We start from the raw sequence: 21,349 nt of genomic DNA, 5'->3' as shown, positions 1-21,349 counted from the left end.
AGTTAGGTGCCCGGCACGCCGGGTGCGCTACGCTGGTGCCAAAGCAAGCAAGGGAGAGCGCGCGATGGCAGGGCAGCTGAACGGGAAAGTGGTCATCGTGACAGGCGCGGGCAGCGGGATCGGCCTTGCCGCCGCGCAGCACTTTGCGGCCGAGGGCGCGCGGGTGATCGCGGCGGGACGCGCGCTGGCACCGGTCGAAGCGGCGGTGCAGGAGATTGCGGCGGCGGGCGGGACAGCGGTTTCCTGCCGCGTGGATGTGGCGCTGGCGGATGATTGCAAGGAGATGGTCGACTTTGCCCTGTCCCAATTCGGCCGGCTCGATGGGGCGTTCAACAATGCCGGGATCGACGGACCGCTTGCGCCCGCAGCAGACTATCCGGAGGACGCCTTCGACGCGGTGATCGCGACCAACCTCAAGGGCGTGTGGAACTGCATGCGCTTCGAGATCCCGGCCATGCTGGCGGGCGGCGGCGGCGCGATCGTCAACAATGCCTCGAGCCTTGCCGAACTCGGCCAATACAACATGGTGGCTTATTGCGGGGCAAAGGCGGGCGTTCTCGGCCTGACGCGCGGGGCGGCGCTCGATTACGGATCGCAGGGCATCCGGGTCAACGCGCTCTCCCCCGGCGTGGTCGAGACCCCGATGATGACCAGCCAGATGGCAGCCTATGACGGCCTGCGTGACATCCTGCTGGCACGGCACCCGATCGGCCGGCTCGGCGCCCCGCTCGAACTCGCGCGTGCGGCGGCATGGATGCTCTCGGACGAGGCCAGCTTCATGCTCGGCGCCAACGTGGCTGTCGATGGCGGCTACTGCGCGATCTGACACCGCGACCACGGAAGGAGGCCCCGTGTACCACCCTGCCCTGTTCACCCCCGTCACGCTCGGCACCCACGCCTTGCCGAACCGCCTCGTCATGGCCCCGATGACCCGGCTGCGCGCAACCGATGCGATGCCCAATGCGGTCATGGCGGAATATTACGCGCAGCGGGCCAGTGCGGGCCTCATCGTCACCGAATGCATCATGATCTCGGACACCAGCGCTGCCTACATGGGCGCGCCGGGGCTCTATGCCGACCGTTTCATCGAGGCCTGGCGGCAGGTGACCGATGCGGTCCACGCGGATGGGGGCCGGATCTTTGCACAGTTGTGGCATTCGGGGCGGGTTGCCCATGTCTCGCTCATGCCCGGCGGGCAGGCCCCGCTGGCACCGAGCGCGATTGCGGGCGCGGGCGAGCTTCACACTCCGCTCGGCAAGCAGCCACTCTCCACCCCCCGCGAACTGGCGATCGAGGAAGTCGCGGGGCTTGCCCGCGCGTTCGGCAAGGCGGCTGACCGCGCGCGGCAGGCGGGATTCGACGGGATCGAGATCCACGGCGCTTTCGGCTACCTCGTCGACCAGTTCCTGCGCGATGGCAGCAACCGCCGCATCGATGCCTATGGCGGCACCGCGCGCAACCGGGCGCGCTTCCTGCTCGAAGTGGTCGTGGCAGCGCAGCAGGCCTTCGGTGCCAATGTCGGGGTCAAGCTGTCACCCGCCAGCCGCGCGCACGGCATGGATGACAGCCGCACTGCCGAGACTTTCGCCGAGGTCCTCGCGCTGCTGGGCGATGCCGATCTGGCCTACCTGCACGTGATGGAGCCGCTGGCAGCGGACGATCAGCCTGAACTGCTGCTCGCCGCCCCCTGCGCCTTCGCGCGGCGGCACTATGGCGGCACCCTCATCGCCAATGGCGGATTTTCCGGAGAGAGCGCGGCGGCTCTGGTTGATCAGGGCGGAGCTGACCTCGTGTCCTTCGGCCAGCCCTTTATCGCGAACCCCGATCTGCCCGCGCGCCTCCGCGCCGGTGCGGCGCTCGCGGTGCCCGATTACAGCACCGTCTATGGCATCCCCGGCCAGCCGCCGGAGCAGGGCTACACCGATTATCCTGCGATGGCATGATCAGCGGATCAGGCCGAGCTGGCGCGCCTTGAAGGTCGCTTCCGAGCGGCGGTTGACGCCCAGCTTGGCGTAGATCTGCTGGAGATACCATTTGACCGTGCCGAGCGTGAGGCCGGTCTCCTCGGCAATCTGGCTGTTCATCATCCCCATCGAGATCATCAGCAGCAGTTCGGATTCGCGGTCGTTGAGCGAATCGTACTGGCCGCCCAGTTCGTCGATATCGACCGCCGGGATGGCCGGCGTGCTGTTGCCGCTGAGGAGGTGCTGCAACTGGCCAAGATAGGGCACGATCTCGCTGTCGCCCCCGCCAGCAGTGAGCCGCATCTGCTGGAGCTGCACGCGCACGGCCTCGTTGCTGTCGAGGAAAGTGCGCAGCAGGCCCGCCTTGGCGCCGAACTGCAAGCCGGTGCGCAAGGTGCGGTGTGCCGATTTGGATTCGCCCATCACGATCTGAACCTGGGCAAGCAGGATGCAGAAGCGCGCGCCAAGCCGGATGCAGCCACGGTCCGAGAGGAACCGCAGCCACCGCCCGAGCAGCGATTCCGCTGCCGAGAGGTTGTTCTCGATCTGGGCAACGATGGCGGCGGCAAAGGCCCGCGCCGCAGCTGCGGTGGTCATCCCGCGCGCGGGTGCGAAGCGTTCGATATCGCCGGTCAGATTGCCCAGCGCCCCGATCCGGCGCACGTCGGCGACCTCACCTGCCGAGGCCAGCAACTGCAGGCGCTGCGCGACGAGAAACGCGCTGAGGCGGTCGAAGCCCCGCGCGACGCCGATCTCCTCGCCCTCATCCAGCACCCGCAGCGCCGCGCCGACCGAATCCAGCGCCGCAATGCGTACCCGTGTCTGGTATCCCGCAACCAGCTGATCGACGAGGCCGGTCTGCCCGGCGAGCGGCAGGAACTCCTCCGTCAGCGCCCGCGCGCCGTCGATATCGTTGCTCTCGTAAAGCACTTCGGAAAGATGCAGCGCGGGCATCGCCGTGGTCGGATTGGTGCGCCCGACGATCTCGGTCGCGGTGTCGAACGCGCCTTGAAAGATGGCCCGCGCGCGTTCGAGCTGGCCGATCTGGAGATAACCCGCACCGATGATGCAATCGTGCCAGATCGATCCCCAGCGGTTGCCGTAATCGACGAAAACGGCGCGGGCACGGCTCGATGCGGCCAGCGACCGGCAATCGAATTGTTCGCGCTGCGCATAGATCAGCGACGTCTGCGTCACCGCGTCGTCGAAAGCGGTGTATTTGCCCTCCATCTCCAGCCATTGCCGGGCCAGCGCTTCGGCAGGCACCATCTCGTCGCGCAGGATGGCCAGCTGCATCTCGCAATAGACCTGCTTGCGCAGCACTTCATCGACATCGAGCCCCGCGTCGCGCCACTTTGCGGTGCGCGCGCCGTTCGTCAGATTGGCGCGAACGCTTTGCAGAATCCGCCGCGCTTCGCTGAAGTGCCACGACAGAGTCAGCGAATAGACCTGATCGAGCTGGAGCGCCGGATAGTCGTCGAGCAGTTCCTGCGGCAAGCTCGAGCCATAGCGCACCAATGTCGCGCCGCGCCCGGATTCGACCAGCGCCGTCGACACGCGCGAGAGGATATCCGCCGCAATCTCCGGGTTCTCAGTCGCGAAGGCATGGCGCGCCGCGCGGCCCGGAAAGCCTTTGTGCTCGAACCATTCCGCCGCCGCGCGGTGCAATTCGACCTCGCGGCCCGGAGCGGTGCGCGCCCCGATCGCCATCATCGCGTCGCTGAACAGGCGGTGGAAGCGGAACCACCCGGACTCGCCAACACGGCTGATGAAGAGCTGCCGTGCCTCCAACTCGTCAATCATCCGCACGCTGTCTTCGCGGCCCAGCGCCGCATCGCAAAGTTCTGCTGAAAACTCGCCGATGATCGCAACATCGCGGGCGAACGCGGCAATGTCGGCCGGCAGGCGCGCCAGCACTTCGTCGCGCAGGAACTCCTCGACCCCGATGCTTGTGGCCGATGTCATTTGCGGCAGGCGCGGCCGCTGGTCCTGGCGGAACGACAGCGCGGCGAGCTTGAGGCCTACCACCCATCCCTCGGTCCGTTCGAAGACCTGATCGATGAACGCCTCGTCGAAAGGCTCGCTTGATGTCTGGATCAGAAAGCGGCGCACTTCCTCCCGGTCGAACTGGAAATCCCGCGCGGAAAGCTCGGCGCTCTCCCCCAGCGCGCGCAGCTTCGCCATCCGGATGCTCGGCTTGCTGCGCGAACTGACGACAAGGTGGAGGCAGCCACTTCCCGCATTGGCAAGCAGGCTGATCACCTGCAGCACGTCCGGGTTCGTCACCTCGTGCAGATCGTCGATGATGAGGACGACCGGCTGGCCGGTGGCTTCGATCGCATTGACGATTGCGGTCGAGGTGATGCGCAAGTCCACATCCATGCGGTGCTCGATCACACCGTGCAGCGCGCCGCGCAGCACTGGGATGTTGTGATCGATCGTCGCGACGAAATGGTGCGCGAACATGTTGGGATCGTTGTCGAGATCATCGACCGTGAGCCAGGCCGCTGCGATGCCCCGCTCTTGCAGCTTGAGGTACCATTCGCCGAGAACGGTGGATTTGCCGTAGCCCGCCGGCGCCGTCACGACCGTCAGCGTCACATCGAGCGCGCGTTCGAACTTGGCGACAAGCGGCTGGCGGGCGATGATATCGCTGAGCCGCAGGCGCGGCGGTGCGATCCGGGTGGCAAGCAGCGCGCTCGGCCCGTTCCACGCAGCAGAACTTTCGCCCTGCCCCGAAGCGCCGGTCCCGGCCGTGCCGGGTCTTGCCGGATTTCGCGATCTGGCCACTGCAGTCATTTCCCCCGTGGACCGCATGTTTCTGCAGCTCCCTAGGCAGCGAGTATAGGTCTCGCGCCGGTTTCTTGTCAGCACCCAATACCGCGAGCGCGAATGCAGGTTGCCAGCCGAAAGTTAGGTGCGCGGCGAAGTCGGGCGCTGCCCCCGATGTCGTCAGCCTCCCGTCAGGCTCGCTTGCTATTGCCCCCGGGCTGATGAAAGCAGGGTGGCATGGCGCGGGTTCTGATCATCGAGGACAACGAACGGCTGGCTGGCCTGATCGCTGATGGCCTTGGCGCGCAGGGCCATGTCTGCGATGCGGTCCATACGCTGGCGGCGGCGGAGGATGCATTGGCTGGCACGCTGTTCGACGGGATCGTGCTCGATCTGGGCCTGCCTGATGGCGACGGCGTGGACTGGATGCGCGCGCAGCATGGTCCGCGCCCGCCGATCCTCGTGCTCACCGCCCGCGATGCGTTGGAGGATCGCATCCGCGGCCTTGATGCGGGGGCGGACGACTATCTCCCCAAGCCTTTTGCGATGAGCGAACTGGCCGCCCGCCTGCGCGCGCTGTTGCGCCGGCCCGGCGGGCGGCAGGATGCCGTGCTTGCCCTCGGCAACCTGGCATTCGATCCCGCCAGCCAGCGCGTGACGGTTGCCGGCACCGCGCTGGAGCTGACGCGCCGCGAGGCCGCCCTCATCGAACTCCTGCTGCGCCGCGCAGGGCAGGTCGTGCGCCGGGCGGTGATCGAAAACAGTCTGTACACCTTCGACGAAGCCGTCACGCCGAATGCGGTGGAAGCCACGATCTCGCGCCTGCGCCGCAAGCTTGAGGAGGCTGGGGCCGCGCTGGAACTCCATACGATCCGGGGCGTAGGCTACATGGCGCGGGCGCGCGGCGCATGAGCCGGCCGCCTTCGATCGTGCGGCGGCTTACTGCGAGCCTGGCCTGGGTGGGCGGGCTCGGCGCGCTGCTGCTGCTGATCGTGATCGGCATCGAGTACCGCATCTCGTTCAGCAATCTCGGCGACCACGATGCATTCGCCCGCGCGATCCACGAACTGAGCGAACACGTGCTGCTGCCGATGGCTGTGCTGATCCTGCCGATGGCGCTGGCCGGTCGCTGGGCGATCAAGAGCGGGGTGCGCCCGCTGATCGATGCTGCGGCGCAGATCGATGCGCGCGCCGGGGAAACCCGCGGCGTGCGTGTCGATTCCACCGATTTTCCGATCGAGGCGCGCGCCTTTGCCGATGCGATCAACCGCGTGCTCGGGCGGATCGACGGCGCGGCGGCGCTGCACGAAGCCTTTGCCGCCGATATCGCACACGAACTGCGCACGCCGCTTACCTTGCTCTCGCTCGAGCTCGACCGGCTCGAACATCCCGATGCCGGGCGCATGCGCGGCGATGTCGCGCGGATGCGGCGGCTCATCGACCAGCTCATGCTGCTTGCCCAGATCGACGCCGATCACGCCGCACAGATCGCGCCCACGCCGGTCGATCTCGGCGATGTTGCGGGAGACGTGATCGCCCAGCTCGTGCCGATCGCGCTCGACCGGGGGATGCGGCTTGCGCTCGAAGCGGATGCGCCGGTCATGGTCATCGGGCGGCGCGAGGCCATTGGCGCGGCATTGCGCAACCTGATCGAGAACGCGCTGCGGGCGAGCCCTGCCGGAGGCTGCGTCACGGTGCGCACCGGCGCGGGCGGAATGCTGGCGGTGCGCGATGAAGGCCCGGGCCTCTCTACCGATCAGCTGGCAACGCTCACGCAGCGCCACCGCCGCGCCGATCATGCCAGCCGCGATGGCGCGGGGCTTGGCCTCGCGATTGTCGAGCGGATCATGCGCGCCCATGGCGGCACGCTCCAAACCAGCGTGTCGGCGCGCGAACTGCGGCTGCAGTTTCCGCCCGCCGCCTCGTCAGACTGACGTCAGCTTTTCGCACTAGGGCACGCACCATGAAGCAGAATTCCTGGATCCTTGGCGGCGCCGCCGCCGTACTGCTGGCTGGCGGGGGCTGGTGGTGGATAACCTCGCACGGGGCGGGAACGGCCGCGCCCGCCGCGAATGCCGCGCCCGCAGCGGCGAAGGACGGGATGATCCCGTTGTCCGCCGAACAGATGCACGCGCTGGGCCTCACACTGGCGGTTGCGGCCTCCGCGCAGACGATGCCGGTGGCGGAGCTGCCGGCGCAGATCATGCCCCAACCCAATGCGCGCGTGGCCGTCGCCGCGCAGTTTCCCGGCGTCATCACGCGCATCTTCGTGGTGAGCGGACAGGACGTAACCGCCGGCCAGCCGCTCGCCACCGTTGCCAGCCGCGACATGGTGAGCCTCACCGCCGAACTCGCCCGCGCCCACGCCCGGCAGGGCGTGGCCCGCGCGCAGGCAGCACGGCTCGGCCAGCTTGCGCGCGAGGGGATCATCGCCCCCGCCCGCGCCGACGAAGCCGCCTCGCTTGCGCGGCAGAGCGACATCGACGTGGGCGAGCAGGCGCGGCTGATCGGGCTTGTTCCGGGCGGACGCGTCGGCGGTGCGGGCTATACCCTGAGCGCACCGATCAGCGGCAGGATCAGCGCGATGAGCGCGGAGACCGGCAAGGCGGTCGACCCGGCCATGGCACCGTTCGTGATCGATGGCGGCGGGCCGTTGCAGGTGACCGCGCAGCTGCCGGAGCGGCTGCTCGCCGCGGTCAAACCCGGCATGATAGTGCGCATCGGCACGGTTTCCGGCACCGTGACCGCAGTCGGCCAGTCGCTCGATCCCACCACGCGGTCCGCCACGGTGACAGCCACGATTCCTGCCGGGAGCGCGGCAGCAGGCAGCGCCACTGCAATCGGCATAGAAGGCCCGGCCCCCGCCGGCGCAGTGCGCATTCCCGTTTCGGCGCTGGGCGAGGTCAACGGCGGCAAGATCGTGTTCGTCGCCGTGCGCGGCGGCGTAAAGGTGCGGCCTGTCACGGTCGGCGGCCAATCGGGCGAAAGCGCGGTCATCACCAAGGGCCTCACCCCCGGCGAACGCGTCGCGGTGAGCGGGGTGAGCGAGCTCGCCACCCTCGCCAGCGCCAACTGATCGCGCAGCCGCAATGCTCCGCGAACTTCTCGCCAAGGCGCTGTCCTTCCGCCTGCTCGTGCTGGCCGCTGCACTGGTCGTGGCCGGGATCGGCGGCTGGACTTTCGCCAACCTGCCCATCGATGCCTATCCGGATATCGCGCCGACCCAGGTAAAGATCATCCTCAAGGCGCCCGGGATGACGCCGGACGAGGTCGAGACCCGCATCCTCGCGCCGATCGAGCAGGAAATGCTGGGCCTCCCCAAGCAGGCCGTGCTGCGCGCCACCGCCAAATACGCAATTGCCGATATCACCATCGACTTCATCGACGGCACCGACATCTACTGGGCGCGCCAGCAGGTGAGCGAGCGGCTGGCAGGTGTGATGGGCGATCTTCCCGGCGGGGTCAGCGGCGGTCTTGCTCCGATTTCTACGCCGCTGTCCGAACTCTTCATGTTCACCATCGATGGCCCGCAAAGCCTCGAAGCGCGGCGCACGGCGCTCGATTGGACGATCCGCCCGGCTCTGCGCACCGTCCCCGGCGTGGCCGACGTCAATGCGCTGGGCGGTTACGTCCGCACGTTCGAAGTGCGCCCCGATCCCCTCGCCCTCGGCGCTGCGGGGCTGACCATGGCCGATGTGAAGGCTGCTGTCGAAAGCGGCAACCGCAACGATGGCGCTGGGCGCCTCGCCAATGGCGAGAACGCGCTGATCGTGCGCGCCGTTGGCGCCATCCGCACGCTCGATGATCTGCGCGCGCTGGTATTGCATGCGCCGGGTGGACGCGTGCTGCGGCTCGGCGACGTTGCTACCGTCAGCAACGGTAGCCTCACCCGCTACGGCGCGGTGAGCGCCGATGGACGCGGCGAGACGGTCGAAGGCCTCGTCATCGCCCTGCGCGGCGCGGATGCGCGCAAAGTCGTCACCGGCGTCAAGGCTCGCCTCGCTGAACTGCAGCACAGCCTGCCGCCGGGCATGAAGATCACCACCTTCTACGACCGCTCCGACCTGATCGACCGCGCGGTCGGCACAGTCGAGGAAGCGCTGCTCGAAGCGACGATCCTCGTCGTGGTGTTGCTCATGGTGTTTCTCGGCGATTGGCGCGCCGCCGCGATCGTGGCGACCACTCTGCCGATGGCCGCGCTGATCTGCTTCATCCTCATGCGCAGCTGGGGGCTCACCGCCAATCTCATGAGCCTTGGCGGCCTGGCCATTGCCATCGGCATGCTGGTCGATGGCGCGGTCGTCGTCGTGGAAAACGTGGTCGAGCGGCTCGGCCAGGCGCGCGCCGAAGACCAATCCCCGCGCCTGCACCACGTGTTCCGCGCGACCAACGACGTGATCGTGCCCGTCTCGGCGGGCCTCCTCATCATCGCGCTCGTGTTCCTGCCGCTGGTTTCGCTCGAAGGCCTCGAAGGCAAGCTCTTCGCCCCCGTCGCGCTGACGATCATCTTCGCGCTCGTCGCCGCGCTGCTGCTGGCGCTGACGCTCGTGCCGGTGCTCGCCTCGCTCGGCCTCAAGTCTGGCGCGCATGGCGAGCCGTGGATCATGCGCTGGCTGACGCCGCGCTACCGTGGGCTGCTGGCCGCCGCCTTCGTCCGCCCGAAGCTCGTTTATGGCGCTGCGGGCTTGGGCCTTGCCGCCGCCGTCGTCGCCTATGGCGCGGTGGGCAAGACCTTCATGCCGCAGATGGACGAGGGCAGCGTCATCGTCCAGCTGGTCAAGAGCCCGTCCATCGGGCTGCCCCACTCTGTCGCCGGAGACCTTGCCGCGCAGCGCCTGCTCAAGGCGAAAGTGCCCGAAGTCGACCGCGTGATCTCGCGCGTCGGCGCGGACGAACTCGGGCTCGATCCGATGGGCCTCAACGAGACCGACACGTTCGTCACGCTGAAGCCGCAGGGTGAATGGCGCGGCAGCAAGGAAGCGATCGTCGAGGACATGCGCCATGCCATGGCGCTGCTGCCAGGCATCGGCGCGAGCTTCACCCAGCCGATCGAGATGCGCGTTTCCGAAATGCTCACCGGCTCGCGCGGGGATCTTGCGGTCAAGATCTTCGGACCCGACGGCGCTACGCTCGGCAAGCTGGCGGGCCAGGTCGAGACCATCCTCAAGGCAACGCGCGGCGCGACCGAGGTGATGACCGTCGCCAACGACCGCGTCGACTATCTCCAGATCGATATCGACCGCCTTGCCGCCGGGCGCGCGGGAATTTCGGTCGATATGATCGAGGATACCCTGCGTGGCCAGCTGGAAGGCGTGCGCGCTGGCGTGGTGGCGGAAGGCAACCGGCGCATCCCCATCGTGATGCGCGGCAGCGACGCGGTGCGCACCAATCCGGCGGCCTTTGCCGACACCCTGCTGCGCGACGCAGACGGCCAGACGGTGCGCCTGAGCGATGTCGCGCATGTCCGGCCGGTGGCTGGGGCAGTCAAGATCGATCACGAAAACGGCTCGCGCTATGCCCTCGTGCAGGCCTTCGTTTCGGGCCGCGATCTTGTCGGCTATGTCGAGGACGCCAAGGCCGCCGTGCAAGCCAGGGTGCCGCTGCCCGCCGGATACCGCGTGGTGTGGGGCGGCCAGTTCGAGAACCAGCAGCGCGCCGCCGCACGGCTCTCACTGGTGGTCCCCGCCGCGCTGCTCCTCATTTTCTTCGTGCTCCTCGCCACGTTGCGGTCGCTGCGCGCGGCGCTGCTGATCCTCGTCAACATTCCCTTCGCGATGGTCGGCGGCATTGTCGCGCTATGGGCCGCGGGCCAATATCTTTCGGTGCCCGCATCGGTCGGCTTCATCGCGCTGCTTGGCATTGCGGTGCTCAACGGGCTCGTCCTCGTCTCGTACTTCCGTCAGCTGCGTGCGGAAGGAATGCCGATGGCCGAAGCGGTCCGGCTCGGCGCCGAACGCCGCCTGCGCCCTGTGCTGATGACGGCGAGCATCACCGCCTTCGGCCTCGTGCCGCTGCTGTTTGCCACCGGCCCCGGTTCCGAAATCCAGCAGCCGCTTGCGATCGTGGTGATCGGCGGGCTGGTCAGCTCGACCCTGCTCACGCTCGTGCTGCTGCCGATCCTGTTCGAACGCTTCGGCGAAAGCCCCGAGGAACGCGCCAATGGCTGACGTACTGCTCACGCTCCACTGCGCCGCCGCTGATGCCGAAACCATCGGGGAAGCCTTGCGCGGCGCGCTCAAGGCCCCCGTCCACGTGCGGGCCGAAGCCGTGCTCGGGCTGGACTTTTCCGATGCCACGACGGCTGAACGCGTGACCGCGCGGCTGGACCGGCGGGCGATCGAACTCGTGCTGGCGCAAGCGGACCTTCCCGAAGCGCTCGCAGCCCTCGGCCGCGTCCGGCGCAGCGGCGCTGTGCGCTGGTATACCAGCCCGGTCCTTGAACGGGGGCGCGTAGCATGATCCGCCTTACCCTTTTTGCCGCACTAATCCTGCCCAGCCTGGCACTTGCTCAGACCGCGCCCCCGCTCGACCAGCGGGCTGACCTGCCCCCCGCGCCCGTCGTCGGCGAAGCGCTCGACAGCTACCCCGGCGTACTTTCCGCCGCCGCCCGCATCGATGCCGCCCGCGCGCAGGCGAGTGCGCTGGCGCGGGGCGCGCAGGAAGTCTCGATCTCTGCCACGGCCCTGAACCGAAGTGTCGACCGCGAGGGCAACTTTGCCGAGTTCGATGCCACCGTGACGCGGCCCTTCCGCCTTCCCGGCAAGGCCAGGCTCGACCGCAAGACCGGCGCGGCAGGCGTGAGCTTCGCCCAGAACCAGATGGCCGATGCCCGCCATCAGGCCGCACTGGCGCTTTCGCAGCAATGGTTCGATTGGGTCGAGGCAGGCGCCCTGGCCGCAAGCGACGCCGCCAACATCAACCATCTCGAACGCGCGCTGGCGGCTGTCGAGCGGCGTGCGGCGCTGCGCGATGCCGCCGCGCTCGATGTCGATCAGGCCCGCGCCGCCCTTTCACGCGCACGCGGCCAGCGCGCCGATGCGCTCGCCCGCGCCGCCGAGGCCCGCGCGCGCCTTGCCGCCACCTTCCCGAGCATTCCCCTGCCCCCCGATCCCCCCGCGCCGACCATGCCGGCCGAGCCGTCGATCGGCTTTGATACGCTGGCCAAGCTGGTCATCGAGCGTAGCCACGAAATCGGCGCGGCACAGGCCATGGCCGACCGCGAAGGCTTCGCCGCCGATCGCGCCCGCGCCGAACGCCATGCCGACCCTTCCTTCGGCGTGCGCGCCTTCAGCGAGCGCGGGGGGATGGAACGCGGGCTTGGCGTCGTCGCCACGATGCCGCTCGGAGGCGGTTACCGCCGCTATCAGGCCGAGGAAGCCGCTGCCAATGCCCGCGCTGCCGCGCAGGATCTTGCCGGTGTCCAGCGCTCGGTCGCGGCCATGGCGGCGGCAGACCGCGCGCTTGCCGAAACGCGGCTGGCGGGGTGGCAGGCGCTGGCGCAATCAGCCTCAGCGGCCGATGCCGTGGCCGATCGCACCATCGCGGGCGGCAAGCTCGGCGCCATCGATCTGGCCGACGTCCTCTTCGCCCAGCGCCAGGCCAGTGACGCCCGGCGCGAGGAAATCGCCGCGCGGATGGCGGCGCTGCGCGCGATCCTCAAGCTCGAGATCGATTCCCACGTGGTGTGGATCGACGCCGATGACCACGGGGACAGCAGCGCCGCACCCTAAGGCTGCCGGTCAGCGGAACTCGAGCTCCGGAAAGCCTGCCGCTGCCGACTGGTCCATCGCGTCGTAATAGAAGTTCGCGCCGCCGAAGTAGATCAGCACGCGCGCGCCCTTGTCGGCACGGTTGGCGCCCATCATCCACGAATTGACCTTGTCGCCCTGCGCCATCAGTGTCTGTGCGTGGATGTCGGCGGTCTGCTTGGTCCAGGCAGCCTCGGCCTCGGCCTTGGGCCAGAACGTGGCATGGCCCTCATGCTCCATCTTGCGGATGCAGGCGGTGATCCAGATGACATTCTGCTCGATCGAGGTCGGCAGGTTGGCAAAGGGCGCCTGCGGGCCGGTGACCATGAACATATTGGGGAAGTCCGCCACGCAAACGCCCATGATGCTGCCCGAAACCGTGCCCCACTTCTCGTTCAGCGTCTCGCCACTGGCACCGATGATCGGGAAGGCTTCCAGCGCGCCGGTATAGGCCTTGAAGCCTGTCGCCAGCACGATGATGTCGAAATCGTAGTCCTTCGCCGTCGTGCGCACCCCGGTTTCGGTCACTTCGACCAGAGGCTCGCGCTTCTTGATATCGACGAGGTGGACGTTGTCGCGGTTGAATGCTTCGAGATAGCCGTGATCGAGCGGCGGCCGCTTGGCGAAGAGCGGGTAGTCGTCATAGGTCGGGCAGAGCAGCTCGGCGAGCTCGGGATCGTTGACCCGCGCCTTCATCTTGCTCGTGATGAAATCGCCGGCAAGCTTGTTGGCCTCGGGGCTGGCGAGGAGATCGTCGAAGGTCTCGAACACCCAGCGGAAGCTGCCGTTCCAGTTCTCCTCGAAGATGCGCTCGCGCTCCTCGGGGGTCGCATCGAGCACGTTGCGCCCCACCGGGCTGTCGAAAGCCATGCCGAACACGTGGTTGCGGCACTTGGCGATGATCGCGTCGTAGTTGTCCTTGATCTCCTTCTCCCACTCCGGCGTCATCGGGCGCTGCATGGCGGGGAGGATGTAGTTGGGCGTGCGCTGGAACACCGTCACGTCGGCGGCGGTCTTGGCGAGTTCGGGCACCATCTGCACCGACGTCGCGCCTGCGCCGATCACGCCGACGCGCTTGCCGGCATAATCAAGGCCTTCCGGCCAGCGCGAGGAGTGAAAGATCGGCCCCTTGAAGCTGTCGAGGCCCTTGAGCGCAGGAATCTCGGGCTGAGAAATCATGCCCATTCCGCTGATGAAGTATTTGCAGGTAAACGATTCTCCGGTCCCGGTGGTGACCTGCCACCAGCCCTTGTCCGCCAGAAAGCGCGCCTCGGTGATCTCGGTGTTCAGCTGGATGTGCGGCATCATGTCGCACTTGTCGACGACGTAGCGCATGTAGGCCTGCGTCTCGGCGCGGCCCGGATAGCGCTGGGTCCACTTCCACTCCTGCAGGATCTCCTTCGAGAAGGTCAGGCAGTAGTAGTAGCTCTCGCTGTCTGTCGCAGCGCCCGGATAGCGGTTCCACGCCCAGGTCCCGCCCACGTCCGAGGCGCGGTCGAACACGCGGATCGAAAGCCCTGCCTCGCGCAGGTAGTGGATAAGGGCGATACCGGCAAAGCCCGCACCGATGGCGATGGCGTCGAAGTCCGGCCGGTCGGCTCCGGTGGTTGCGGAAGCCGCCCCAGCCTCTGGGGCAATGGTGGTGGTGGTCATCGGTCATCCTCTCCTTGCGGCCATCGCATGCAGCCGCGATAGGTTCAAAATCAGTGTGTTGCAGGGCAATCCTGCGTGTTCAGTAGAGTGTTTCCATGCAGGCCTTCGAATAAGGCTTCAGCTCGTCCACCGCACCGGCGCGCACTTTCTGCAGCCAGTTCGGATCGGCCAGCAGCGCGCGGCCCACGGCGACCAGATCGAAGTCCCCGCGCTCGAAGCGCCGCACCAGCTCGTCCATGGATTTGAGCGTCGGCACGGATTCCCCCGCGACGAAATCCTCCATCAGATCGCGGTCGAGCCCGACCGAACCCACGGTGATCGTCGGCTTGGCGGTGATGTGCTTGGTCCACCCGGCAAGGTTGCGATCATCCTCTTCGGGGAAGGCCGCTTCCCAAAAGCGCCGTTCGGAGCAGTGGAAGATATCCACCCCGGCGTCCGAGAGCGGCGCGACCCAGCGCTCCAGCTCGCCCGGATCCCGTGCGATCTTGGCGTCATACTGGTAGGTCTTCCACTGCGAGATGCGGAAGATGATGGTGAAGTCCGGCCCGACTGCCGCGCGCACTGCCGCCACGCAATCGGCGGCAAAGCGCCCGCGCTGGGCAATGTCATCGCCGCCATAGCGGTCATCGCGCTTGTTCGTCGCCGTCCAGAAGAACTGGTCGAACAGGTAGCCATGTGCGCCGTGAAGCTCGACCGCATCGCAGCCCATGCGCTGCGCATCGAGGGCGCCGCGCGCGAAGGAGGCGATCACTTCGTCGATATCGCTGGACGTCATCACGCGTCCGCCCGGAATATCCGGCCCGACAAGGCCTGAGGGGCTTTCGAGCGGCGGATGGGGCGAATCCGGCCAGTTGAAGTCCTCGCACCCGCCGACATGCCAGAGCTGCGGGATCATCGCCCCGCCCGCGCGTTGGACACCGGCGGTGGCGCGCGCCCAGGCGGCAAGGCCTTCCTCGCCGTGGAAGGCGGGCACCGTATCGGCTGCGACAGCGCAGGGCCGGTCTACAGCCACGCCCTCGGTGATCACGGCGGCCACCCCGCCTTCGATGCGGCGGCGGTAGTAGTCTGCCGATTCCTGCGAAAGAATGCCGCCCGGCGCGAAATAACGCGACATCGGCGCCATCAGGAAGCGGTTGGCCAGATGCAGCGACTTGCAGTCAAACGGCGTGAAAAACGGATCAAGTGACATCATTTTGGTCATCTCGCCTCAGGTCAGAGCTTGGCCAGGAAATCGCGGAGCGCGCTGTTGTACGCCTCGGCATCCTCGATGAAGGGCGCATGACCGCAGCCTTCGATCAGCGCGAGCGTGCCGTGCGGCGCCATTTCCGCAGCCGCCTTGCCCACGCCCGGATCGAGGATTGCATCCGCGCCGCCGACGATGGACAGCAACGGCACCGGCAGCGCCTTGAGCGCCGCGCACTGGTCCACGCGGCCCAGATCCATCAGAGATTCGATCACGCCCGGCCCGCTGTCGATGAAAGCGGCCCACATCCAGTCGACCATGGCTTCGCTCACCGGCTTGGCGCAGACGCCGCCGGCAAGGCCGCGGAAGAAGGCCGCGCGGTCGCCGCCCAGCGCTTCCTTCGTCGCTTCGAGCGAGCCCGGCTCGCCGCCATAGGGAAAATCATCGCTGCGAATGAAGCGTGGCGCCGCGCCGCAGGTCAGCACCACGCCCGCGCATCCCGCGCCCAGCAGGCCAGCCGCTTCTACCGCCACGGCTCCGCCCAGCGACCAGCCGTTGAGCACGACCGGCTTGCTGGTGCAGTGCCGTACGATGCCCGCGACATCGCCCGCGATCGCGGCAATCGAAACATCATCGAAATCGCGGTCGGACTGGCCGCAGCCCCGGTGATCGACCACGATCAACGCATGGCCCGCCGCTTTCAGTACCTCGACCGTGCCCGCCCAAAGCCGGCCGGACATCGCCCAGCCGTGAATGAGGACAACCGGCATGCCGGCGCCGCGATGGTGTTCATAGTAGACCGATCGGCCTTCGCCGCAATCAAACCGCGCCATCATCTCTCTCCCGGATTGGCCGCCCGCTATTGCGGTGCGGAAAGCGTTATGCCCGTCAGCGGGCTGAAATGCTGCATGGTCACTTTGCGGCGCGCGATCTTCCACACGCCGTCGCGCCGCTCGAAGCGGTCACGATAGGTCGCCGCCACCGACTGCGCCTGGCCTTCGATGCTGTTGCCGATGCAATAGACGTCGCAGATGCCCGTCATCACGTCAGCGCTATCCGGCGTCACCCGCAGGTTGGTGGTGTAGTGGGTCGAATCCTTCCACGCCGGCCAGAGAATGTCCTCCACCGCATGGACTACGCCTTCGTGGCCCACGAAATCGCCGAACGGTGGGCCGATTTCCCACACCGCGTCTGGCCACCAGATTGCGAGAAAGCGCCCCATGTCGCGCTTGTCGAAACCGAGGCAATAGTCGGAGGCCAGGTCTTGCAGCGCGAGCCGGGATTCCAGCAGATCAAGGCGCTGTTCGAGCGTTGTCGCCATCACTCGTCATCCTCTTCAAGATAGGGCGCAAACTTCGCCAGCGCAGCTTCGCGCGTATGGGGAACGAAATAGGTCGGCCACTGGCCGGGCGCCGGATCGACGCGGCGCAGGATGTCCTTGGCGACCGAGACCTTGTGCACTTCGGTCGGCCCGTCGACGATCCCCATTTCCGGCACGTACTGCCACATGTCCATCAGCGGCGTTTCATTCGACATGCCGAGCGAGCCGTGGAGGTGCAGCGCGCGGTAGACGACATCGCGCAGCACCCCCGGCATCGCCGCCTTGATCGCTGAAATCTCGCGCCGAACACGGTGGGTATAGCCCTTGTCCTGATCAAGCAGCCACGCGGCATAGAGCACATGCAGGCGGAACTGGGTGATCTGGGTGTAGCTGTCGGCTATGCGCTCCTGCACCATCTGCTTGTCGGCCAGCCGCTCGCCCTTGGTCACGCGGCTGACGGCGCGCTCGCACATCATGTCGAGCGCCTTGTTGAGCATCCCCACCGTGCGCATGGCATGGTGGATGCGCCCGCCGCCAAGGCGCGACTGCGCGACGTTGAAGCCGCCGCCAACCGTGCCAAGCGTGTTGGCCAGCGGCACGCGGCACTGGTTGAAACGCAAGTAGCCGTGCACCCCGCTGCCAATCTCGTCCTTGGGTCCGACAGCCGTGTTGCGCACGATCTCCAGCCCCGGCGCGTCACGCGGCACGATGATGGTGCTGGAGCCCGCATGCACTGCCACGTCGGGATCGGTGATGCACATCACGATGAGGAACTCGGACATGTCGGCGTGGCTGGCAAACCACTTCTCGCCCTCGATCACCCAGTCATCGCCATCGGCGCGCGCGCGGCAGAGGAATTCGCCCGGATCGGCGCCCGCCTGCGGCTCGGTCATCGAAAAGCACGAGACGATATCGCCATCGAGCAGCGGCTGGAGATAGCGCGCCTTCTGTTCCTCGGTGCCGAAGCGCGCGAGGATTTCGGCATTGCCGGTATCAGGCGCCTGCGTGCCGAACACGGTGGGCGCAAAGCGGCTGCGGCCGAGGATCTCGTTCATCAGCCCAAGGTGCAGTTGGCCATAGCCCTGCCCGCCGAGGTCCGGCCCCAGATGGCAGGCCCACAGGCCCTTGTCCTTCACCACCTGCTGCAGCGGCTTCATGATCCGGCGCGCCTTGGAGCGCGGATCGAACGGATCGCCGGGACCGCGGAACACAAGGTCCATCGGCTCGATCTCGCGCTTCACGAAATCGCGCATCCAGTCGAGCTTCTCGGTAAACTCGGGTTCGGTCGAAAAATCCCACGCCATCGCTTAAATGCTCACCTTTTCAGCAACCTGCATACCAGCCCCCATCGACCCACAGTTCCGCGCCCGTCATGTAGCGCGCCTCGTCGGAGGCAAGGAACAGCGAGGCATGGGCAATGTCCATCGGTTCGCCGACCACGCCCATCGGGATCGAGGCCTTGATCGCGGCGTCCTGTTCGGGCGTGATATCGCCCAGGATCGGCGTGCGGATCTGGCCGGGGAAAATCGTGTTGACCCGCACGCCCTGCTTCACGAACTCGAGCGCGGCGCCCTTGCCCATCACGCGCACGGCGGCCTTGGAGGCATGGTAACTGATCGCGCCGGGGCTGCCGATGAGGCCGTAGAGCGAGGAAATGTTGACAATGGCAGAGCCAGAGCCGGCCTTCACCAGTTCGGGCGCGCCTGCCTTCATGCCGTAGAACACGCCGGTCTGGTTGACCGCGACCATCTTCGCCCAGCCTTCGGGCGTTTCGTCCACAATTCCGCCGGGGTGGAAGATGCCGGCGTTGTTCACCAGCGTCGTCAGCTTGCCGAAGGTCTCCACCGTCAGCGCCACCGCAGCCTGCCAGCTGGCAAGGTCGGTCACGTCGAGCCGGGTGAAGGCAGCCTCGCCGCCCGCATCCTTGATCTTTGCGACGACGCTGGCGCCAAGCCCTTCCTGAAGATCGCCGATCAGCACGCGCGCGCCTTCGCGGGCATAGAGCATGGCCTGGGCCTCGCCGAGTCCGCTCGCTCCGCCGGAAATGAGTGCCACCTTGCCCTCGAGTCTGCCGCTCATCGGACCTCTCCCTTGTTCGTTATGGCACCTTGTGGACCACACTTACTAGTTTCAGACAAGCAAAATTTGCGACGCCCGACTGGTTGCAGACCGGCACAATCCGCGCATATTCCCCATAAATGCAAGGCAATGTCAAAGCGCTGCGGATTCAAACGGGTATTCCCACCGCAATATAACTTGTTTGGGTATAGCAAGTTTGATAGACCCAACACAGGCAGTGAGGTCCGCTGCGCGACAGGAGGGGGAATGCCCCGCCCGCAAGCGCAGACCAAAAGGACGAAGCCGCCGAGGATAATGGGGCCACGCCGAAAGAGCGGGGCATGAGAGGGAGAGACGGGATGAGCATGTCGGTAAAGGCAATGCGCGCGCTTCTGGCGGCGTCCATTTCAGCCGCCGGACTGGTTGCGGGCGAGGTTCACGCCCAGCAGGCGGGTGCCAGCGACGCAAGCACAAGCGAACCGAGTGAGGGGCTTGAAGCGATCGTGGTGACCGCGCGCAAGCGGACGGAAAACCTGCAAAGCGTGTCCTCCTCGATCAGCGCCCTTGGCGCGACCGATCTGGCCAAGCGCTTCGATTCCGACGTCCGCGACTTTGCCAACTCCGCGCCCAACGTGCTGATCGACGATACCCAGCAGGGCCCGGGCGGCGTGGCTGCCATCTACATCCGCGGCATCGGCGTGGCCGACGTGGAGAAGTCGGTCGATCCCGCCGTCGGCGTGGTGATCGACGATATCTACCTCGGCCAAAGCTCGGGCAGCCTGCTGAAGGCCATCGACGTGGACCGCGTCGAGGTGCTGCGCGGACCACAGGGCACGCTGTTTGGCCGCAACGCCACCGGCGGTGTGATCAACCTCGCGCGTTCGCGCCCGACGCAGGAACTGACCGGCAAGGTGCGCGGCACCTACTCCAGCTTCGACACCTTCGATTTCCAGGGCGTCGTCAGCATGGGCCTTGCGCCCAATGTCGCCTTCAAGGTCTCCGGTGCTTACAACTCGTCCGACGGCTACATCTTCAACAAGACCTTCAACCAGCCCGGGCAGAAGTCCGATTTCCGCGCCATCGGCGGCCAGCTGCTGCTCACCCCCACCCCGGCGCTGGAAATCAGCCTGAGCTATGATCACCAGCTCACCCGGCAGGACCCGCCGCAGCTTTCGGCGCTGGCCAAGCCGACCGACCTGTTCTGCGCGGCCTACAGCTACTGCTCGCCCAAGCCCGACCAGCCGATCACGGGTGACCGCTATGTCAGCGTCAGCAATGCGCCAGTCGACAAGAGCGCCCGCTTTCAGCTCGACATGGCGATCGGCAAACTGAAGTACGAGCTCGGCAGCAACCTCGATTTCGAGTATATCCTCGGATACCTGAAGACCAAGGAATCGATCAATCAGGACTTCGATTCCACCCCGCAGACGCTCTACCACACCGATCGTCCCGCCCGCTGGCGGCAGGTGACCAATGAGGCCCGCCTCATCATGGGCGGCAACGGCCCGCTCACCTTCGTGCTCGGCGGCTACCAGTGGTTCTCCAAGTACACGATCAACCTCAAGAACTACATCGGCTTTGCCGGCCCGCCGCTGCTCACCAGCGCGCAGGACGTGACGCAGACGACCAAGTCATGGGCCGGTTACTTCGAAGGCGACTACAAGTTCACCGACAAGCTCAAGCTCACCGTCGGCGGGCGCTACACCCATGACACCAAGACCACGCAGGTGAACGACAAGACGATCTTCATCTATGGCACGCTGGAAGAGAAGAACCCGATCGTCACGCTCCCGCCGGTGGCCGGGGTCAACATCGTGATGCCGACACCGATCCAGGCGAGCTGGTCGAAGTTCACCCCCAAGGTCAGCCTCAGCTACAACTTCACGCCCGAGGTAATGACTTACGCGCTGTGGTCGCGCGGCTATCGCGGCGGCGGGTTCAACGGTCGCCCCGCCACGATCGGCGCTGCCACCACGCCCTACAACCCCGAAACGCTCGACAACTACGAGCTGGGCTTCAAGACCCAGTTCCTGAATGACCGGGTCCGCCTCAACGGCGCGTTCTACATGATGAAGTACAAGGACATGCAGCAGGATCTCGACGTGCCGGCCCCCGGCACCTCGACAGGGCGCGAAAACCGCACGATCAACGCCTCCAAGGCCGATCTCAAGGGCGTAGAACTGGATCTGACCGCGCGGGTCACCTCCAACTTCACCATCGGCGGCAACCTTGGTTACCTCGATGCCAAGTACAAGGACTTCTTCGGGGACATCTACAGCACCGGCACGCCGGTCGATGCAACGTTCCTCAAGATCCGCCGCGCGCCGAAGTGGACCTGGGATCTGCGCGCATCCTATGAAAACAATGTCGGCCCCGGCACGCTGATGGTGAATGCTGAACTGCACCATATCGGCGCGCACGAGCTGACCTTCCTCAACAACCCCAACTTGCGCAACGGCGGGCAAAACATGCTCGACGCCTCGATCAGCTACAAGATCAACAAGACCATGATCAGCGTCTTCGGCAAGAACCTGATCGACGAGAACGGCTGGACCATCGGCTACGACGTCCAGGGCGTCTGGAGCTACGGCGCCGCGCGTCCGCCGCGTTCGTGGGGCGTTGCCGTGACGCAGACGTTCTGATCCGGAGC

Annotated in this window: 16 protein-coding genes; 9 read left to right on the top strand and 7 right to left on the bottom strand. The window is 66.7% G+C overall.

Annotated elements, in window-relative coordinates; translation table 11 throughout:
* Positions 1-64 precede the first annotated feature (64 nt).
* Positions 65-826: an SDR family NAD(P)-dependent oxidoreductase gene (locus ACO06X_RS21075; protein ID WP_421837976.1), complete on the top strand. Its 762-nt coding sequence runs from the start codon at positions 65-67 to the stop codon at positions 824-826.
* 25 nt (positions 827-851) lie between these two features.
* On the top strand, positions 852-1,943 hold the full coding sequence (locus tag ACO06X_RS21070) for an alkene reductase (RefSeq protein WP_421837975.1): 1,092 nt from the start codon (positions 852-854) through the stop codon (positions 1,941-1,943).
* Here ACO06X_RS21070 and ACO06X_RS21065 read toward each other — a convergent pair whose 3' ends face one another.
* Entirely contained in the window at positions 1,944-4,754 is a 2,811-nt protein-coding gene (locus tag ACO06X_RS21065) for a LuxR C-terminal-related transcriptional regulator (RefSeq protein WP_421837974.1), read from the bottom strand.
* 219 nt (positions 4,755-4,973) lie between these two features.
* Here ACO06X_RS21065 and ACO06X_RS21060 point away from each other — a divergent pair, with 219 nt between their 5' ends.
* From ACO06X_RS21060 to ACO06X_RS21035, 6 genes are read left to right on the top strand one after another with little or no spacing between them, the layout of a single operon-like run.
* Entirely contained in the window at positions 4,974-5,648 is a 675-nt protein-coding gene (locus ACO06X_RS21060; RefSeq protein WP_421837973.1) for a response regulator, read from the top strand.
* A complete protein-coding gene (locus tag ACO06X_RS21055) occupies positions 5,645-6,670 on the top strand; it encodes a sensor histidine kinase (protein ID WP_421837972.1) in 1,026 nt (341 codons plus the stop codon). Before ACO06X_RS21060 ends, ACO06X_RS21055 begins: the two co-directional genes overlap by 4 nt.
* 29 nt (positions 6,671-6,699) lie before the next feature.
* Positions 6,700-7,812, top strand: a complete 1,113-nt coding sequence (locus ACO06X_RS21050; protein WP_421837971.1) for an efflux RND transporter periplasmic adaptor subunit — start codon at positions 6,700-6,702, stop codon at positions 7,810-7,812.
* A gap of 13 nt (positions 7,813-7,825) precedes the next feature.
* Positions 7,826-10,903: an efflux RND transporter permease subunit gene (locus tag ACO06X_RS21045; RefSeq protein ID WP_421837970.1), complete on the top strand. Its 3,078-nt coding sequence runs from the start codon at positions 7,826-7,828 to the stop codon at positions 10,901-10,903.
* Positions 10,896-11,195, top strand: coding sequence for a DUF3240 family protein (locus tag ACO06X_RS21040; RefSeq protein ID WP_421837969.1), 300 nt, complete (start codon positions 10,896-10,898; stop codon positions 11,193-11,195). The genes ACO06X_RS21045 and ACO06X_RS21040 overlap by 8 nt, the downstream gene beginning before the upstream one ends.
* A complete protein-coding gene (locus tag ACO06X_RS21035) occupies positions 11,192-12,466 on the top strand; it encodes a TolC family protein (protein WP_421837968.1) in 1,275 nt (424 codons plus the stop codon). Before ACO06X_RS21040 ends, ACO06X_RS21035 begins: the two co-directional genes overlap by 4 nt.
* Positions 12,467-12,475: 9 nt before the next feature.
* Here ACO06X_RS21035 and ACO06X_RS21030 read toward each other — a convergent pair whose 3' ends face one another.
* The 6 genes from ACO06X_RS21030 to ACO06X_RS21005 all read right to left on the bottom strand — a co-directional run bounded on the left by ACO06X_RS21030 (position 12,476) and on the right by ACO06X_RS21005 (position 18,720).
* Positions 12,476-14,137: a flavin-containing monooxygenase gene (locus tag ACO06X_RS21030; protein WP_421837967.1), complete on the bottom strand. Its 1,662-nt coding sequence runs from the start codon at positions 14,135-14,137 to the stop codon at positions 12,476-12,478.
* A 79-nt stretch (positions 14,138-14,216) separates the two neighbouring features.
* Positions 14,217-15,326, bottom strand: coding sequence for an NADH:flavin oxidoreductase (locus ACO06X_RS21025; RefSeq protein ID WP_421837966.1), 1,110 nt, complete (start codon positions 15,324-15,326; stop codon positions 14,217-14,219).
* Positions 15,327-15,349: 23 nt separating this feature from the next.
* Complete coding sequence (locus tag ACO06X_RS21020) at positions 15,350-16,153, bottom strand: alpha/beta fold hydrolase (RefSeq protein WP_421837965.1); 804 nt, start codon at positions 16,151-16,153, stop codon at positions 15,350-15,352.
* 26 nt (positions 16,154-16,179) lie between these two features.
* Entirely contained in the window at positions 16,180-16,641 is a 462-nt protein-coding gene (locus tag ACO06X_RS21015) for a nuclear transport factor 2 family protein (RefSeq protein ID WP_421837964.1), read from the bottom strand.
* Positions 16,641-17,945, bottom strand: coding sequence for an acyl-CoA dehydrogenase family protein (locus tag ACO06X_RS21010; RefSeq protein WP_421837963.1), 1,305 nt, complete (start codon positions 17,943-17,945; stop codon positions 16,641-16,643). Before ACO06X_RS21010 ends, ACO06X_RS21015 begins: the two co-directional genes overlap by 1 nt.
* A gap of 19 nt (positions 17,946-17,964) precedes the next feature.
* A complete protein-coding gene (locus tag ACO06X_RS21005; protein ID WP_421837962.1) occupies positions 17,965-18,720 on the bottom strand; it encodes an SDR family NAD(P)-dependent oxidoreductase in 756 nt (251 codons plus the stop codon).
* 338 nt (positions 18,721-19,058) lie between these two features.
* On the opposite strand from ACO06X_RS21005, the gene ACO06X_RS21000 reads away from it, so the two are divergent.
* Positions 19,059-21,341, top strand: a complete 2,283-nt coding sequence (locus tag ACO06X_RS21000; RefSeq protein ID WP_421837961.1) for a TonB-dependent receptor — start codon at positions 19,059-19,061, stop codon at positions 21,339-21,341.
* Positions 21,342-21,349: the final 8 nt, after the last annotated feature.

It is taken from the genome of Novosphingobium sp. (assembly GCF_965229225.1).
Classification (GTDB): domain Bacteria; phylum Pseudomonadota; class Alphaproteobacteria; order Sphingomonadales; family Sphingomonadaceae; genus Novosphingobium.
This window is presented reverse-complemented; position numbering and strand designations above follow the sequence as displayed.

Excerpts from the sequence above, each read along its gene's own strand:
- ACO06X_RS21075 (WP_421837976.1), top strand. The coding sequence starts at position 65 with ATGGCAGGGCAGCTGAACGGGAAAGTGGTCATCGTGACAGGCGCGGGC.
- ACO06X_RS21060 (WP_421837973.1), top strand. The coding sequence starts at position 4,974 with ATGGCGCGGGTTCTGATCATCGAGGACAACGAACGGCTGGCTGGCCTG.
- ACO06X_RS21055 (WP_421837972.1), top strand. The coding sequence starts at position 5,645 with ATGAGCCGGCCGCCTTCGATCGTGCGGCGGCTTACTGCGAGCCTGGCC.
- ACO06X_RS21050 (WP_421837971.1), top strand. The coding sequence starts at position 6,700 with ATGAAGCAGAATTCCTGGATCCTTGGCGGCGCCGCCGCCGTACTGCTG.
- ACO06X_RS21045 (WP_421837970.1), top strand. The coding sequence starts at position 7,826 with ATGCTCCGCGAACTTCTCGCCAAGGCGCTGTCCTTCCGCCTGCTCGTG.
- ACO06X_RS21040 (WP_421837969.1), top strand. The coding sequence starts at position 10,896 with ATGGCTGACGTACTGCTCACGCTCCACTGCGCCGCCGCTGATGCCGAA.
- ACO06X_RS21035 (WP_421837968.1), top strand. The coding sequence starts at position 11,192 with ATGATCCGCCTTACCCTTTTTGCCGCACTAATCCTGCCCAGCCTGGCA.
- ACO06X_RS21030 (WP_421837967.1), bottom strand. The coding sequence starts at position 14,137 with ATGACCACCACCACCATTGCCCCAGAGGCTGGGGCGGCTTCCGCAACC.
- ACO06X_RS21025 (WP_421837966.1), bottom strand. The coding sequence starts at position 15,326 with ATGTCACTTGATCCGTTTTTCACGCCGTTTGACTGCAAGTCGCTGCAT.
- ACO06X_RS21020 (WP_421837965.1), bottom strand. The coding sequence starts at position 16,153 with ATGGCGCGGTTTGATTGCGGCGAAGGCCGATCGGTCTACTATGAACAC.
- ACO06X_RS21015 (WP_421837964.1), bottom strand. The coding sequence starts at position 16,641 with ATGGCGACAACGCTCGAACAGCGCCTTGATCTGCTGGAATCCCGGCTC.
- ACO06X_RS21010 (WP_421837963.1), bottom strand. The coding sequence starts at position 17,945 with ATGGCGTGGGATTTTTCGACCGAACCCGAGTTTACCGAGAAGCTCGAC.
- ACO06X_RS21005 (WP_421837962.1), bottom strand. The coding sequence starts at position 18,720 with ATGAGCGGCAGACTCGAGGGCAAGGTGGCACTCATTTCCGGCGGAGCG.
- ACO06X_RS21000 (WP_421837961.1), top strand. The coding sequence starts at position 19,059 with ATGAGCATGTCGGTAAAGGCAATGCGCGCGCTTCTGGCGGCGTCCATT.